At 64.3% G+C, this 16036-nt stretch carries 15 protein-coding genes and 1 tRNA gene; 13 read left to right on the top strand and 3 right to left on the bottom strand.

The annotated features are described in order from the left end of the window. Window positions 1–659 (bottom strand): folate-binding protein (locus Q0105_RS09305; protein WP_298211040.1); only part of this gene is annotated, 659 nt, incomplete at its 3' end. 45 nt (window positions 660–704) lie between these two features. Here Q0105_RS09305 and mltG point away from each other — a divergent pair. The 6 genes from mltG (at window position 705) to Q0105_RS09275 (ending at window position 5313) form a co-directional block, all read left to right on the top strand. Further along, window positions 705–1691: an endolytic transglycosylase MltG gene (mltG, locus tag Q0105_RS09300; RefSeq protein ID WP_366145921.1), complete on the top strand. Its 987-nt coding sequence runs from the start codon at window positions 705–707 to the stop codon at window positions 1689–1691. 19 nt (window positions 1692–1710) lie between these two features. Continuing rightward, complete coding sequence (gene tmk / locus Q0105_RS09295; protein ID WP_298211038.1) at window positions 1711–2388, top strand: dTMP kinase; 678 nt, start codon at window positions 1711–1713, stop codon at window positions 2386–2388. Then, entirely contained in the window at window positions 2385–3392 is a 1008-nt protein-coding gene (locus Q0105_RS09290; RefSeq protein WP_298211036.1) for a DNA polymerase III subunit delta', read from the top strand. Before tmk ends, Q0105_RS09290 begins: the two co-directional genes overlap by 4 nt. A 16-nt stretch (window positions 3393–3408) precedes the next feature. Continuing rightward, window positions 3409–3768 (top strand): PilZ domain-containing protein, encoded by a 360-nt coding sequence (locus tag Q0105_RS09285; RefSeq protein WP_298211034.1) that lies wholly within the window; start codon window positions 3409–3411, stop codon window positions 3766–3768. Window positions 3769–3832: 64 nt separating this feature from the next. Continuing rightward, window positions 3833–4642, top strand: coding sequence for a TatD family hydrolase (locus tag Q0105_RS09280; protein ID WP_298211033.1), 810 nt, complete (start codon window positions 3833–3835; stop codon window positions 4640–4642). Next, window positions 4639–5313 (top strand): ankyrin repeat domain-containing protein, encoded by a 675-nt coding sequence (locus Q0105_RS09275; protein ID WP_298211032.1) that lies wholly within the window; start codon window positions 4639–4641, stop codon window positions 5311–5313. The genes Q0105_RS09280 and Q0105_RS09275 overlap by 4 nt, the downstream gene beginning before the upstream one ends. Window positions 5314–5341: 28 nt before the next feature. Here Q0105_RS09275 and msbA read toward each other — a convergent pair whose 3' ends face one another. Further along, the gene (msbA, locus tag Q0105_RS09270) at window positions 5342–7150 is read right to left on the bottom strand and encodes a lipid A export permease/ATP-binding protein MsbA (RefSeq protein WP_298211030.1); all 1809 of its coding nucleotides are present in this window, start codon (window positions 7148–7150) and stop codon (window positions 5342–5344) included. Window positions 7151–7337: 187 nt separating this feature from the next. Here msbA and tolB point away from each other — a divergent pair, with 187 nt between their 5' ends. From tolB to Q0105_RS09245, 5 genes are all read left to right on the top strand, one after another. Then, a complete protein-coding gene (gene tolB, locus Q0105_RS09265) occupies window positions 7338–8657 on the top strand; it encodes a Tol-Pal system beta propeller repeat protein TolB (protein WP_298211028.1) in 1320 nt (439 codons plus the stop codon). Window positions 8658–8701: 44 nt separating this feature from the next. After that, complete coding sequence (gene pal / locus Q0105_RS09260) at window positions 8702–9244, top strand: peptidoglycan-associated lipoprotein Pal (RefSeq protein WP_298211026.1); 543 nt, start codon at window positions 8702–8704, stop codon at window positions 9242–9244. Continuing rightward, on the top strand, window positions 9244–10035 hold the full coding sequence (gene ybgF / locus Q0105_RS09255) for a tol-pal system protein YbgF (RefSeq protein WP_298211024.1): 792 nt from the start codon (window positions 9244–9246) through the stop codon (window positions 10033–10035). The genes pal and ybgF overlap by 1 nt, the downstream gene beginning before the upstream one ends. Continuing rightward, window positions 10035–10874, top strand: coding sequence for a tRNA threonylcarbamoyladenosine dehydratase (locus tag Q0105_RS09250; protein ID WP_298211022.1), 840 nt, complete (start codon window positions 10035–10037; stop codon window positions 10872–10874). Before ybgF ends, Q0105_RS09250 begins: the two co-directional genes overlap by 1 nt. 45 nt (window positions 10875–10919) lie before the next feature. Further along, window positions 10920–10995: transfer RNA gene (locus Q0105_RS09245), tRNA-Lys, on the top strand. A gap of 78 nt (window positions 10996–11073) precedes the next feature. Here Q0105_RS09245 and Q0105_RS09240 read toward each other — a convergent pair. Further along, window positions 11074–12171: an AI-2E family transporter gene (locus Q0105_RS09240; RefSeq protein WP_298211041.1), complete on the bottom strand. Its 1098-nt coding sequence runs from the start codon at window positions 12169–12171 to the stop codon at window positions 11074–11076. Window positions 12172–12412: 241 nt separating this feature from the next. On the opposite strand from Q0105_RS09240, the gene Q0105_RS09235 reads away from it, so the two are divergent. Both Q0105_RS09235 and Q0105_RS09230 read left to right on the top strand, forming a co-directional pair. Beyond that, on the top strand, window positions 12413–15292 hold the full coding sequence (locus Q0105_RS09235) for a 2-oxoglutarate dehydrogenase E1 component (RefSeq protein ID WP_298211020.1): 2880 nt from the start codon (window positions 12413–12415) through the stop codon (window positions 15290–15292). Between the two features lie 52 nt (window positions 15293–15344). Further along, a partial coding sequence (locus Q0105_RS09230) for a biotin/lipoyl-containing protein (protein ID WP_298211018.1) occupies window positions 15345–16036 on the top strand: 692 nt, incomplete at its 3' end.

Raw genomic sequence — 16036 nt, 5'->3', positions numbered from 1 at the left:
CGGAACTGGCTGCGCGCCACCACCTCCTGGCCGGGGTAGCAGCCCTTCTTGAAGTTCACGCCACCCACCGATTCGTAGTTGAGCATCTGCGGCACGAAGGCATCCACCACGGGCGCCGTCAGGGTGGCAACGCCGCTTCGTACCTCGCTCCACAGCCACAGGGCGGGGGCCAGTGCCGCGCCTTGCGGGGCGGGGTCGGATACAGGTGCGACCCACAGCGCGCGCGGGGTGCCGTCCGCCGGGTACAGGTGCACCGCAGTTGCAGATCCAAAATCGGATTTAACCCAGGCGGGCTGAGCGCCACCAGCTACGGAGTTGATAGCGTCTCCAGCCACGCCATACAGCGCAAAATCTGCCGTGGCGTCGGTCAATTTGGCCTTGGCCCGCAGCACGAACATCGACAGGCGCTTGAGCGTGGGGGGCAACAGGTCGCGGCTGCAGACCAGCAGCACCTCGGTGGCGCTGCGCTTAAAGCCGATAAAGCTGGCCTGCATGCGGCCCTTGGGCGACAAAAAGGCGGCCAGGCGGGCCTGGTCCATGCCGAGCAGGGCGAAATCCTGGGTGAGCTGGCCCTGCAGAAACTTCGCGGCGTCTTCGCCTTCCACGCGAATCACGCCGAGGTGGGACAGGGGGGCAATGCCATTCAAGGGGTAGGTCATCGCTGAATTATGATGCCCTGATTCATACATATTGGTAGCAGGGTTGTGCGACGTTTACTGGCTTTGATCGTGTTGGTCGTGATCGCACTGGGTGGCGGCGTTTACTGGTGGCTGCACCAGCCGCTGGACATGGGCGCGCAGCCGCTGGAGCTGGCCATCGAGCCCGGCACCACGCCGCGCGGCGTGGCCCGCGATGTGGTGGCCGCAGGGGTGAAAACGGACGCCCGTCTGCTGTACGCCTGGTTCCGCGTCTCGGGGCAGGACCGGGCCATCAAGGCGGGCAATTACGAGATTCCCCCCGGCACCACCCCCATGAGCCTGCTGCAAAAGCTGGCCCGTGGCGAAGAGGCGCTGCGCGCCCTCACGCTGGTCGAGGGCTGGAACTGGCGCCAGGTGCGCCAGGCGCTGGCCAAGGAGGAGCAGCTCAAGCGCGACTCCGCCACGTTGACCGACGAGGCGCTGATGGCGCAACTGGGCCGCCCCGGCGTGGCGCCCGAGGGGCGGTTCTTCCCCGACACCTACACCTATGCCAAGGGCTCCAGCGACATCGCCCTGCTGCGCCGCGCCCTGCATGCCATGGACCGCCGCCTGGAGGCCGCCTGGGCACAGCGCGCGGCCGACACGCCCCTCAAATCCGCCGACGAGGCGCTGATCCTGGCCAGCATCGTCGAGAAGGAAACTGGCAAGGCCAGCGACCGCGCCCAGATCGCGGGCGTGTTTGCCAACCGGCTGCGCGTGGGCATGCTGCTGCAGACCGACCCCACGGTCATCTACGGCCTGGGCGAAAAATTTGACGGCAACCTGCGCCGGCGCGACCTGCAAACCGACACCCCCTGGAACACCTACACCCGCCCCGGCCTGCCGCCCACGCCGATTTCGATGCCCGGCAAGGCCGCGCTGCTGGCCGCCGTGCAGCCAGAGGCCACACGCGCGCTGTACTTCGTGGCCAAGGGCGACGGCACCAGCCACTTCAGCGCCTCGCTCGACGAACACAACCGTGCCGTCAACCGCTACCAGCGCGGACAGCAGTAGATCCACAACCAAGGTTTCCATGTCACGACCCGGTCTGTTCATCACCTTTGAAGGCATCGACGGCGCAGGCAAGTCCTCGCACATTGAAGGCCTGGCGGCGGCTTTCCGTGCCCAGGGCCGCACCGTCGCCGTGAGCCGCGAGCCGGGTGGCACGCCGCTGGCCGAAAAGCTGCGCGAGATGGTCCTCAACGACCCCATGGATGCGCTCACCGAATCCCTGCTGATCTTCGCCGCCCGCCGCGACCATCTGCGCAACGTCATCGAGCCTGCCCTGGCGCGGGGCGAGGTGGTGTTGTGCGACCGGTTCACCGATGCCACCTTCGCCTACCAGGGCGCAGGGCGGGGCTTTGATCTGAAAGTGCTATCAACATTGGAGCGCCTTGCGCAGACGGGGCTTGCGCCAGATGCTCATTTGATGCGTGAACCCGATCTGACCGTCTGGTTCGACCTGGCCCCCGAGGTGGCGGCCGAGCGCCTGGCTGGCGCGCGTGTGCCCGACCGCTTCGAGGCCCAGCCGGTGGAGTTCTTCCGCCGCGTGGCCCAGGGCTATGCCGACCGCGCCGCCGCCGCGCCAGAGCGCTTTGCGCGCCTGGACGCCGCGCAGGAGCGTCACCGCGTGTGGCAGCAGCTCACCAGCGTGTTCGTGCGCAAGGGCTGGCTTGCCATCATGGTGGCCTCACAGGGAGGGCCGCAATGAGCGAGACCGCCGTGCCATTGGCACCCTGGATCGCCGCCCAGCGCACCCGCCTGCTGGCACAGCGCGGCCACGCCTGGCTGCTGCAGGGGCCGTCGGGCATGGGCCAGTACGCACTGGGCCTGGAGATGGTGCGCGCCTGGCTGTGCGATACGCCGACAGAGCAGGGCGCTTGCGGCCACTGCGGCAGTTGCCACGCCATCGACGTGCGCACCCATGCCGACCTGTGCGTGCTGATGCCCGAGGTGCAGATGATGGCCCTGGGCTGGCCCCTGTCCGAAAAGGCCCAGGCCGACATCGACGACAAGAAACGCAAGCCCAGCCGCGAGATTCGTGTGGAAGCCATGCGCGATGCGGTGGAGTTCTCGCAACGCACATCCGCCCGTGGGCGCGGCAAGGCGGTGCTGGTCTATCCGGCCGAGCAGATGAACCACGTCACGGCCAACGCACTGCTCAAGACGCTGGAGGAGCCGCCCGGCGACGTGCGTTTTGTGTTGGCCAGCGAGGCTGCGCACCAGTTGCTGCCCACCATCCGCAGCCGGTGCCTCGGGCACACCATGGTCTGGCCCGCACAGGCCGAGATGCAGGCCTGGTTACAGGCGCAGGGCCTGACGCAAGACGCAGCCACCTCCTTCCTGCGTGCAGCCGGGGGGCGCCCCGACGACGCCCTGGCGCTGGCCCGCCCCGGCCGCAGCCCGCAGGCTTGGGGCGCCCTGCCGCAGGCGGTGGCACGTGGCGACGTGACGGCGCTGGGCGACTGGGCTCCGGCCCAGGTGATCGACGCGCTGCAAAAGCTCTGCCACGACCTGCTGGCGGCCAGCGTAGGTGCCGCGCCGCGCTACTTCGCCCCGGCAGACCTGCCCAAGGCGCCGTCCCTGGGCGCGCTCACCCGCTGGTCGCGCGCACTGGCCAAGGCGGCGCGCACGGCAGACCACCCATTCAACAGCGGCCTCATGCTGGAGGCGCTTGTCGCCCAGGCGCGAAACACCCTACACTCCAGGCACTAAGCCGCAACCTCCATCCATGAGCAGTCCATCCACCGCGCCCCGTCCCAGCGTCATGCAGCTGGCCATCAAGGAGAAGGGGGCTCTTTACGCCGCCTACATTCCCTTTTTTGCCGAAGGGGGCATTTTTGTGCCCACCCAGCGCGACTACAAGCTGGGCGATGATGTCTATGTGCTGCTCACGCTGCCCGACGACACGCAGCGCTACCCCGTGGCGGGCCGTGTGGCCTGGGTCACGCCCGCACGCGCCGCGGGCAACCGCACGCAGGGCGTGGGCATCCAGTTCCCCAGGGACGAGAAATCGCGCCAGCTCAAGCTCAAGATCGAGGAGTTGCTGGGAACTGCCCTGGGCTCCGACCGTCCTACCCAGACGATCTGATCGGCGCCGCCGGGTGCCCGTGCCGACCCGCGCAGGCTGGTCGGCATTTTTATTTTGAAACCGCATGTTCACTGATTCGCACTGTCACCTCAATTTCCCGGAGCTGGTCAGCCAGTTGCCCGCCATCCGCCAGGCCATGGCCGAGGCGCAGGTCACCCGGGCCCTGTGCATCTGCACCACCATGGAAGAGTTCGAGGGTGTGCATGCCCTGGCCACGGCCCATGACAACTTCTGGAGCACGGTGGGCGTGCACCCCGACAATGAAGGCGTGACCGAACCCACGGTGCAAGACCTGCTGGACCGCGCCGCCTTGCCGCGCGTGGTGGCCATTGGCGAGACGGGGCTTGATTACTACGGCATGGAAGATCGCAAGGGTGGGCGCAGCATTGCCGACCTGGAGTGGCAGCGTGACCGCTTTCGTACCCACATCCGCGCGGCGCGTGCCTGCGGCAAGCCGCTCATCATCCACACGCGCAGCGCATCGGACGACACCCTCGCCATCCTGCGGGAAGAGGGCGAGGAGGGCGGCGCTGGCAACCGTGCGGGCGGCGTGTTCCATTGCTTCACCGAATCGATGCAGGTGGCGCGCGCGGCGCTGGACCTGGGCTACTACATTTCCTTCTCGGGCATCATCACCTTCAAGAGCGCCCAGGAGCTGCGCGATGTGGTGGCGTTTGTCCCGCTCGACCGCACGCTCATCGAGACCGACAGCCCGTACCTTGCGCCCGTGCCCTACCGTGGCAAGACCAACAAACCGTCGTACGTGCCTCATGTGGCGCGGCAGGTGGCCGAAACCAAGGGCCTTGCGCTGGAAGTGGTGGCCGAGGCCACTAGCCGTAATTTCAATACTTTGTTTCCGGGGGTGATGGCATGAGCTTGCACCGACGTTCTGCATTGGCAGCCATGGCGCTGGGGCTGCTGGCCTCGCACGCGCAGGCGGGCGCCTATGAAGACTTTTTTGTGGCCATCCTGCGCGATGACGGCGACGCGATCACGGCGCTGGTGCGCCGGGGGTTCGATCCCAATACCCGCGACCCGAAGGGGCAGGTGGGGCTCACCATCGCCCTGCAAAACAGCACGAACAAGGCCTTTGCCGCGTTGCTCGCATCGCGCAGGGTGAATGTAGAGGCCCGCAATGCGCAGGACGAAAGCCCGCTGATGATGGCGGCGCTCAAGGGCAATGTAGAGGCCGTCAAGGCCCTCATCGCGCGTGATGCGGACGTGAACAAGACCGGCTGGGCGCCGCTGCACTATGCGGCATCGGCGGGGTCGCCACAGCATGTGGCCATCATCGCCTTGCTGCTGGAAAACCATGCCTACATCGACGCCACGTCGCCCAACGGCACCACACCCCTCATGATGGCCGCGCACTATGGTTCGAACGACGCCGTTCAGTATTTGCTGCAGGAGGGCGCGGACCCCACGCTCAAGAACCAGTTGGGCCTGACGGCCACCGATTTCGCGATGCGCGTGAACCGCACGGATTCGGCGGAAAAGATCGCGGCGGCCATACGGCGGCGCCAGCCGAACCAAGGAAAGTGGTAGCCAAGAGTCTCTGAGCGAGAGAGATTCGTTACACCGAGGTAGCTGTCGCTGCACCGTCGGCCACAGGGCGCGCCTGCAGGCGCGCATACAGCCCGCCTTGGGCCATCAGCTCGCTGTGTGTGCCTTGCTCGGCGATGCGCCCCCGCTCCATGACAACCACGCGGTCGGCATGCTCGATGGTGGACAGACGGTGCGCAATGACCAGGGTGGTGCGCCCCTGCATCAGGCGTTGGAGGGCTTCCTGCACCAGGCGCTCGGATTCGGTGTCTAGCGCCGAGGTGGCTTCGTCCAGGATCAGGATCGGTGCGTCTTTGTAGAGCGCCCGCGCAATGGCCAGCCGCTGGCGCTGCCCGCCCGATAACTGCGTGGCGTTGTGGCCCGCCACGGTGTGGATGCCTTGTGGCATGGCGGCCACATGCTCAGCCAGATTGGCGGCGGCCAGGCACTCACGCACGCGCTGCTCATCCACAGCCTGGCCCAGCGCCACGTTGGCGGCGATGGTGTCGTTGAACATCACCACGTCCTGGCTCACCATGGCAAATTGCGACCGCAGCGAGGCCAGGTCCCAGTCAGGCAGGGCATGCCCATCGACCTCGATGGTGCCCGAGGCAGGCATCACAAACCGTGGCAGCAGGTTGACCAGCGTGGTCTTGCCCGCGCCCGATGGGCCGACGAGTGCGACGATTTCTCCGGGTGCCACCTGCAGGCTCACGCGGTCCAGTGCGGGGGCGTGGTCCGGGCCAAAGGCCACGGTCACGTTGTTGAGAGTGAGGGCCCCTTGGACCCGGTCGGCACGGTAGCTGCCGCCGGCTTCCGCACCGGTGTCGCCCAGCAGGCCGAGGCCGCGCTCCAGCGCCGCAACACCGCGTGTTACCGGGCTTGCTACATCGGCCAGGCGCCGGATGGGTGCGATGAGCATAAGCATGGCCGTGATGAACGACACGAATCCGCCCACCGTAACATCCTTGGTATCCACGGCGCCTCGGCTCTGCCACAGGGCGATGCAGATCACTACCGAGAGCGCGGCAGCGGCCAGCAGCTGCGTCAGCGGCGTCATGGCGGCAGAGGCAATGGTGGACTTGATGGCCAGTCGCCGCAGGCTATGGCTCAGCCCTGCAAAGCGCTGGGCCTGCCCTGCCTGTGCACCGTGCAGGCGGACCATGCGGTGCGCCAGCACGTTTTCTTCCACCACGTACGCCAACTCGTCGGTGGCCTGCTGGCTGCTTTTGGTGAGGTGGTACAGCCGTTTGGACAGCGTCTTCATGATCCAGGCCACGCCCGGAACCACCACGGCGACGATCAGCGTGAGCTGCCAGTTGAGATACAGCAGGTAGACCAGCAGCGCCGCCAGCGTGAATCCGTCGCGCGACAGCCCCATCAGTGCCTGCACCAGCAGGGTGGCGCCGGTCTGCACCTCATACACCACGGTGTTAGACAGCGCGCTGGCGGACTGGCGCGTAAACAGCCCCATTTCCGCGGCCAGGACCCGGTCGAACAGTGCCTGACGCAATGTGAGCATGCCTTCATTGGCAATGCGCGCCAGCGCATATTGGCCCACGAACTGGGAAATGCCGCGCACCAGGAACACCCCCAGGATGGCCAGGGGCACCATCCAGAGCTGCAGCGTGCCTTGGGTGAAGCCCCGGTCGAGCAGGGGCTGCAGCAGGGCGGGGATGAGGGGCTCGGTGATGGCGCCGACCAGCGTCGCGACGATGGCCAGGCTCCAGGCCAGCCGCTGGCCGCCAAAGTAGATGGACAACCGCTTGAGGCGCGTGGTCAGGCTGGCAGGAGGGCGGGGCGCGTTGGTGGGCGTGGCGCCCGTGTCGGTGGCTTGCATGTGGCCCGGATTTTAAGGTTGTGACGAAGCGGGCCGACGACCGGCTGGCTCAAGAAGGGGCACGCCCGGATACTGAAAAAAGAGGGTGCCATGCAAGATGCACGCACAGTTTGTCACAGAGGCCTTTTCGCTGTGTGTACCATTCGGGGTTGCCCTTCGACATTTGTTCGGCTACCGCTGGATGCCAATGACCTCAGATCGAATCTCCAAACACCCATCTCTTGCGGCTTTGCCGCTTCCCTCGCGCCGCCAGTTGTTGGCCGCGCTGATCGCAACCCCCTCGCTTCCGGCCCTGGCGCAATTTCGCGTCGAGGTGACAGGTGTGGGTCTCACCCAGTTGCCAATCGCCATTGCCCCGTTCCGGGGCGAGGCGCAGTCCCCTCAGAAGATTTCCGCCATCGTCCAGGCCGATCTGGAACGCAGCGGTCAGTTTCGCGCTATCGATGCATCAGGCGCAGCACTGGACGAAACCGCCCGCCCGGACGTGGCGCTGTGGCGGCAAAAGAGCGCTGATTCTCTGGCCACCGGCAGCGTGACACGTCTGGCCGACGGGCGTTTTGACGTGCGCTTTCGGCTGTGGGATGTCGTCAAGGGCCAGGACTTGGGGGGGCAGAGTTTTGTGGTGACGCAAGGCGATCTGCGCCTGGTGTCCCACCGCATTGCCGACTTCATCTACGAAAAGCTCACGGGCGAGCGCGGCGTTTTCTCGACGCGTATTGCCTACGTGACCAAGACCGGCTCCCGCTACAGCCTGTGGGTGGCCGATGCCGATGGCGAGAACGCGCAGTCGGCGCTGTCGAGCCCTGAGCCCATCATCTCCCCGGCCTGGTCCCCCAACGGCGGGCAATTGGCCTATGTGTCCTTCGAGTCGCGCAAGCCGGTGGTCTATGTGCACGACGTGGCCTCGGGCCGTCGTCGGCTGATCGCCAACTTCCGGGGCTCCAACAGCGCGCCCGCCTGGGCGCCGGACGGCCGCTCGCTGGCCGTGACACTGAGCCGCGATGGCGGCTCGCAGCTCTACACCATCGACGCCAATGGTGGCGAGCCGCGCCGACTCATGCAAAGCCCTGGTATTGACACCGAGCCGGTGTTCTCGGGCGATGGCCGCAGCATCTATTTCGTGAGCGACCGTGGCGGTGCGCCGCAGATCTACAGGGTGGGTGTATCGGGCGGCAATGCCGAGCGCGTCACCTTCACGGGCACCTACAACATATCGCCCACGGTCAGCCCCGACGGGCGCTGGCTGGCCTATATCTCGCGCGTGGGCGGTGCCTTCAAGCTGCATGTGATGGATCTGTCATCGGGCACCGTGAGCGCCGTGACCGACTCCACCACAGATGAAAATCCCAGTTTTGCCCCCAACGGCAAGCTCATCGTGTACGCCACCCAGCAGCAAGGGCGCGAGGCCCTGATGACCACCACGCTGGACGGCAAGATCAAGGCCCGCCTGGCAGGGCAGGCAGGCGATCTTCGCGAACCGGACTGGGGTCCGTTTCAAAAGCAATGAACTTATCAACACTTTCAGTTATCAAGCCTTCAGGAGAAATTTGGATGATCAAACGCATTACCCTCGCCCTTACCGTCGCCGCATTCTTGGCGGGTTGCAGTTCCGGCGTGAAGCTGGACGACGTGCCTGTCGAAGACAAAGGCGCTACGTCCACCATGGGCGGTGCCAATAGCGGCGCCAACTCTGGCAACACCTCGCAAAGCGGCGTTGCTGGCGTGGACCTTGGCCAGTCGGGCCGCGATGGCGCGGGCCCCGTGGGCGTGGCGCGCATCGTGTATTTCGATTACGACAGCTATGTCATCAAGCCTGAATTCCAATCCCTGATCGAAGCGCATTCCCGTTTCATCAAGGCGGGCACCAACCGCAAGGTCATGATCGAAGGCCACACCGACGACCGTGGCGGCCGCGAATACAACCTGGCGCTGGGCCAAAAGCGTGCCGAAGCCGTGCGCCGCTCGCTGGGCCTGCTGGGCGTGCCAGACAGCCAGATGGAAGCCGTGAGCTTTGGCAAGGAAAAGCCCGCTGCACAAGGCGGCACCGAAGACGTGCGTGCGCAAAACCGCCGTGCTGAGCTGTCCTACCGTTGATGCGAGCTAGCGCCGTGGTTTTCCCTCTTCGGATACTGGCGGCTGCCGCATTGTCGGCGGCCTTTTTGTCTTCCGCCCAGGCCGCCATTTTTGAGGATGGCGAGGCGCGCCGCGCCATCCTGGAAATGCGCCAGCGTGTTGACGGGTTGCAGCAGACCAATCTGCGCTCTGCCGAAGAACTGCGCAAGCTGGGTGAGGAAAACGCCCAGATGCGCCGCAGCCTGCTTGACCTGCAAACACAGATCGAGACCCTGCGGGCCGAGCAGGCCAAGCTCAATGGGCAAAACGAGCAACTGCTGCGCGACGTGGGCGAGCTGCAGCGGCGCCAGAAAGACATCGCACAGGGCGTGGACGAGCGGCTTCGGCAGTTCGAGCCCATCAAGGTTGTTGTGGACGGCCAGGAGTTTCAGGCAGACCCCGCTGAAAAGCGGGATTTCGAAGCCGCACTGGCGGTTTTCCGTTCTGGCAAGTTTGCCGATGCCGGTGCTGCTTTTTCCGGGTTCGTCAAACAGTACCCCCGCAGTGGCTACGTACCTTCGGCCCGCTTTTGGCTGGGCAATGCGCAGTACGCCACGCGGGACTACAAGGAAGCCATCGGCAACTTCAAGCTGGTGCTCGCAGATGCCCCAGGGCACGCCAGGGCGCCCGAGGCTGCGTTGTCGATCGCCAATTGCCAGATCGAGCTCAAGGAGACTCGCACCGCGCGCAAGACGTTGGAAGACCTCATTCGCGCCTATCCACAGTCCGAGGCAGCCATTGCTGCCAAAGAGCGCCTGTCTCGCTTGAAGTAATGCCTGGCGAAGCCTTTTCGCCCGCGAAGCCCGTGCCGCAACAAGACCTGGTGGATGAAGAAGAGGCATCGCTAGAGCGCCGGTTTGGCGGGCTTGCGCGGCTCTACGGCGTGCAGGGCGCAGCGCAGATTCGCTGCGCCCATGTGGCTGTCATTGGCATCGGCGGCGTGGGCTCTTGGGCTGCCGAAGCCCTCGCGCGCAGCGGCGTGGCGCAGATCACGCTGATCGACCTCGATCATGTGGCCGAGTCCAACATCAACCGCCAGATCCATGCCCTGACAGACACCGTAGGCCAAGCCAAGGTACAAGCAATGCGGGATAGGATTGCTCAGATACACCCCGGCTGCACCGTGCACTGCATCGAAGAGTTTGTAGAGCCAGACAACTGGCCTGGACTTCTGACGGCGCCCGTGGATGCCGTCATTGACGCTTGCGACCAGGTCAGGGCCAAGGTTGCTATCGCAGCGTGGGCCAGAGCCTCAGGCGTATTGCATATCACCGTGGGGGCCGCCGGAGGCAAGCGACATGCGCACAAGGTCGATGTGGATGACCTTGCCCAAACCACCCACGACCCTCTGCTGGCGCAGTTGCGCTACCAAATGCGCAAGCACCACCGCGCGCCGCGCGAAGGCAAGAAGATCGGAATAACCTGCGTCTTCAGCCGCGAGGCTGTGGCTCCGCCGGATGCGTCCTGCAATGTCGAAGGCGATGGCTCGTTGAATTGCCACGGCTACGGCTCCGTGGTCGCAGTGACGGCCACCTTTGGTCAGTGTGCAGCCGGATGGGTGCTCGACAAACTTGCGACAACTTCCAAAGCGGCCTCGAAAAAGACGCTATAATCCAAGGCTTTGCAGCAGCCTGCTAGTGGGTTGATGCAATCGGTTGGGACGTTAGCTCAGTTGGTAGAGCAGCGGACTTTTAATCCGTTGGTCACAAGTTCGAATCTTGTACGTCCTACCACCCGATTCAAAACGCAGACACATCGTTTGACGTTTCATTTCAAAGGCCTCCATGTGGAGGCCTTTGCTTTTTTGGGCGTCAGTTAGAGTCGCTGTCGCTTTGCGTTCTGGCAACGGCTATGTCTTCATTGCTTAGTGGCCGCGTTGCAAACAGGTCCCAGCTTGCCATGAACAGGGCGGCAATGACGGGTCCGATCACGAACCCCGTCAGGCCAAACAGCGCCATGCCCCCTAGGGTGGAGATGAGCACGATGTAGTCGGGCATCTTGGTGTCTTTGCCGACCAGGATGGGGCGAAGGATGTTGTCCACCAGCCCAATCACGCCGATGCCAAAGGCGGTCAGCACAGTGCCCTGCCATACGGCGCCGGTGGCGAAGAAATAGATGGCTACGGGTACCCAGATCAGCCCGGCGCCCACGGCGGGCAGCAGCGACAGGAAGGCCATGAGCACGCCCCATAGCACAGGCCCTTGGATCCCCAGCGCCCAGAAGATCATGCCGCCCAGGGCTCCCTGAGAAGCCGCCACCACGATATTGCCTTTGACCGTGGCGCGAATCACTGTGGTGAATTTGCTCACCAATTGCCGTTTGTGGGCTTCGTCCAGCGGCGTGGCCTGGTCGATGCGCAGCGCAAGGCTGACGCCGTCGCGCAGCAGGAAGAACAGCAGGTACAGCATGATGCCGAAGCTGACAATGAACTCCAGGGTGTTCTGGCCGATGCTCAGGGCCTGTGTTGCCACGAACTGGCTGGCCTGGACGGCGACGGAAGAGAGTTTTTTCTGCAACTCCACCATGCTGGTAAGGTTCAGCCGATCGACCAAATTGGCGGCCCAGTCGGGCAGGGCAGAGATCACCTGCTGCAGATAAAGGCCAAAGTTGATCTGGCCCGAGCGGATTCGCTCATAGATCGCACTGGTCTCCTGGATCAGCGACACGGTAATGAACGCCATGGGCAGAATCACGATGACCAGGCACAGCCCGAGCGTGCATAAGGCTGCCAGCGTGGGCCGTTTGGGCATTCGCTTGAGCAGTTTGCGGTGCAGCGGCGCAAACAGGATGGCCAGGATGACTCCCCAGAAGACAGCGCCATGAAACTGCCAAAGGATGGCCCCGAATGCGATGGTGACGAGGATCAGCAATAGCAGAAAGGCTTTGTCCTGAAGGTTTTGGCGCGTCATGTTGGTGCGTGGCGATGGGATACCCGGAATGTACGCGAGGCCGAGGTGGGGCCGGTTTGTCTCGGCACAGACGCAAGCATGAACCCGCGCCGGTAGGGTGATTACCCGTTCAGTGGCACAATGCGGTTCGTACCAAGGCCCTTCCCCAGCCACAGTCGCATCCGCCAACCGGTTCAGCCGTGCCGCGGAAGGTTTCTCAACCAGCTAATGCTCTCTCAAGGAGAGCGGAGGTCAGCGGAATATGAGCGATACGACATCCGTCTATCAAGCCTACCAAGGCAACACCTATCTCTTCGGTGGCAACGCGCCCTACGTCGAAGAGATGTATGAAAACTACCTTGCCAACCCAGGTAGCGTGCCAGATACCTGGCGCGAATACTTTGATGCACTGCAAAATGTGCCCGCAGTGGACGGCAGCAATGCCAAAGACGTTCCCCACCAGCCCGTCATCAATGCCTTTGCCGAGCGCGCAAAACAAGGCGGCACCAAGGTGGTGGTCGCCACCGGCGCGGATTCGGAATTGGGCCGCAAGCGCACTGCCGTTCAGCAACTGATTGCCGCCTACCGCAATGTGGGTCAGCGCTGGGCCGATCTGGACCCGCTCAAGCGTACCGAGCGTCCCGCGATTCCTGAACTCGAACCGTCTTTCTACGGTTTCAGCGATTCCGACCAGGAAGTCGTGTTCAACACCAGCAATACGTTCTTCGGCAAGGAATCGATGCCGCTGCGTGAGCTGATCAATGCCCTGCACGAAACCTACTGCGGCTCCATCGGTGCCGAGTACATGTACGCCACGGACCAGAACCAGAAGCGCTGGTGGCAGGAAAAGCTGGAATCCATCCGCAGCAAGCCCAGTTTCGGCACGGACAAGAAAAAACACATTCTGGATCGCCTGACGGCCGCTGAAGGCCTGGAGCGTTTCCTGCACACCAAATACGTAGGTCAGAAGCGTTTCTCCCTTGAAGGGGGCGAAAGCTTCATCGCCTCCATGGATGAGCTGATCCAATCCGCCGGCGCCAAGGGCGTGCAGGAGATCGTGATCGGCATGGCCCACCGTGGCCGCCTGAACGTGCTGGTGAACTCCCTGGGCAAGATGCCTGCGGATCTGTTCGCCGAGTTCGACCACACCGCGCCCGAAGACCTGCCTTCGGGTGACGTGAAGTACCACCAGGGCTTCAGCTCGGACGTGACCACCCCTGGCGGTCCCGTCCACCTGTCGCTGGCGTTCAACCCTTCGCACCTGGAAATCGTGAACCCCGTGGTCGAAGGCTCGGTGCGCGCCCGCATGGACCGCCGCGCAGACCCTCATGGCAAGCAGGTGCTGCCCGTGCTGGTGCACGGTGACGCCGCCTTTGCAGGCCAGGGCGTGAACCAGGAAACCCTGGCGCTGGCCCAGACCCGTGGCTATTCCACGGGCGGCACGGTGCACATCATCATCAACAATCAGATCGGTTTCACCACGTCCGATCCGCGCGACGCACGCTCGACGCTGTATTGCACCGACATCGTGAAGATGGTCGAGTCGCCCGTGCTGCACGTCAATGGCGACGATCCAGAAGCCGTGGTGCTGGCCACCCAGCTCGCCCTTGAATTCCGCATGGAGTTCCAGAAGGACGTGGTTGTGGACATCATCTGCTTCCGCAAGCTGGGCCACAACGAGCAAGACACGCCCGCGCTGACCCAGCCGCTGATGTACAAGAAGATCGGCCAGCACCCCGGCACGCGCAAGCTGTATGCCGACAAGCTGGCCACACAAGGCCTGGGCGAGACCCTGGGCGACGACATGGTCAAGGCCTACCGTGCCGCCATGGATGCGGGCAAGCACACGGTCGACCCGGTGCTGACCAACTTCAAGAGCAAGTACGCCGTGGACTGGAGCCCCTTCCTGGGCAAGAAGTGGACGGACGCAGGCGACACCGCCATCCCGCTGGCCGAGTGGAAACGCCTGGCCGAGAAGATCACCACCATCCCTGAGAGCGTGACACCGCACCAATTGGTCAAGAAGGTGTACGACGACCGCGCTGCCATGGGCCGTGGCGAAACCCCCGTGGACTGGGGCATGGGCGAGCACATGGCGTTTGCCTCGCTGGTGGCCAGCGGCTACCCCGTGCGCCTGTCGGGCGAAGACTGCGGCCGTGGCACGTTCACGCACCGCCACTCTGTCATCCATGACCAGAAGCGGGAGAAGTGGGACATCGGTACCTACACCCCCCTGCAGAACGTGGCCGAGAACCAGGCACCGTTTGTCGTGATCGACTCCATCCTGTCCGAAGAAGCCGTGCTGGGCTTCGAGTATGGCTATGCATCGAACGACCCCAACACGCTGGTGATCTGGGAAGCCCAGTTCGGCGACTTTGCCAACGGTGCGCAGGTCGTGATCGACCAGTTCATCGCCTCGGGCGAAGTGAAGTGGGGCCGTGTGAACGGCATCACGCTGATGCTGCCCCACGGCTATGAAGGCCAGGGCCCCGAGCACAGCTCGGCCCGCCTGGAGCGCTTCATGCAGTTGTCGGCCGACGCCAACATGCAGGTGGTGCAGCCCACCACGGCCAGCCAGATCTTCCACGTGCTGCGTCGCCAGATGGTGCGCGATCTGCGCAAGCCGCTGATCATCATGACGCCCAAGTCGCTGCTGCGTAACAAGGATGCCACCTCGCCGCTGTCCGAGTTCACCAAGGGCAGCTTCCAGACGGTGATCCCTGAGCAGGACGACGCTGTCGTGAAGAAGGCCGCCAAGGTCAAGCGCGTGATCGCGTGCTCTGGCAAGGTGTATTACGACCTCGTGAAGAAGCGTGCGGAGCGTGAGGACGACGACGTGGCGATCATCCGCGTCGAACAGCTCTATCCGTTCCCACACCGGGCGTTTGCTGCCGAGCTCAAGCGTTACCCTAACGCCACCGACGTGGTGTGGTGCCAGGACGAGCCACAGAACCAGGGCGCCTGGTTCTTCATCCAGCACAACATCCACGAAAACATGCTCGACGGCCAGCGGCTGGGCTACTCCGGCCGTGCGGCATCCGCGTCGCCAGCCGTGGGCTACTCGCACCTGCACCAAGAACAGCAGAAGGCGCTGGTGGATGGCGCGTTTGCCAAGCTCAAGGGTTTTGTCCTGACCAAGTAAGGCCAGCTACCCGAACGAACACAGAACAGAACCCCTACCGAAAGAATTCAAAATGGCTATCGTAGAAGTCAAAGTCCCACAACTGTCCGAATCCGTGGCGGAAGCCACCATGCTGACCTGGAAGAAGAAGGCCGGTGAAGCCGTGGCCGTGGACGAAATCCTCATCGAGATCGAAACCGACAAGGTCGTGCTCGAAGTGCCTGCGCCTTCCGCTGGCGTGCTGTCCGAAATCATCCAGGGCGATGGCGCCACCGTGGTGGCAGAGCAACTCATCGCCAAGATCGACACCGAAGGCAAGGCGGGAGCGGCTGCTCCTGCCGCCGCTGCTCCGGCTGCTGCCGCTGCGGCGCCTGTGGCTGCAGCACCTGCAGCGGCTGCTGCTGCTGGTGGCTCCAAGGGTGACGTGGCCATGCCTGCGGCTGCCAAGCTGCTGGCTGAGAACAACCTGTCCGCCTCGGCCGTGGCCGGCACGGGCAAGGATGGCCGCGTGACCAAGGGCGACGTGCTCGGCGCGGTGGCTGGCGGTGCTGCCAAGGCAGCGGTGGCCGCACCCAGCACCATCCCCACGGGCGTGCCTACCAAGGCGCTGCCCCAGGTGTCGGCCCCTGCCGCCAAGGAAGACCTGAGCGGTCGCCCCGAGCAGCGCGTGCCCATGAGCCGCCTGCGTGCCCGTGTGGCCGAGCGCCTGCTGCAGTCGCAATCGACCAACGCCATCCTGACCACGTTCAACGAAGTGAACATGGC

Source organism: Acidovorax sp. (assembly GCF_027492855.1).
Lineage (GTDB): Bacteria > Pseudomonadota > Gammaproteobacteria > Burkholderiales > Burkholderiaceae_C > Acidovorax.
The sequence above is the reverse complement of the archived record's forward strand: the minus strand, read 5'-3'. Positions and strand labels throughout refer to the sequence as shown.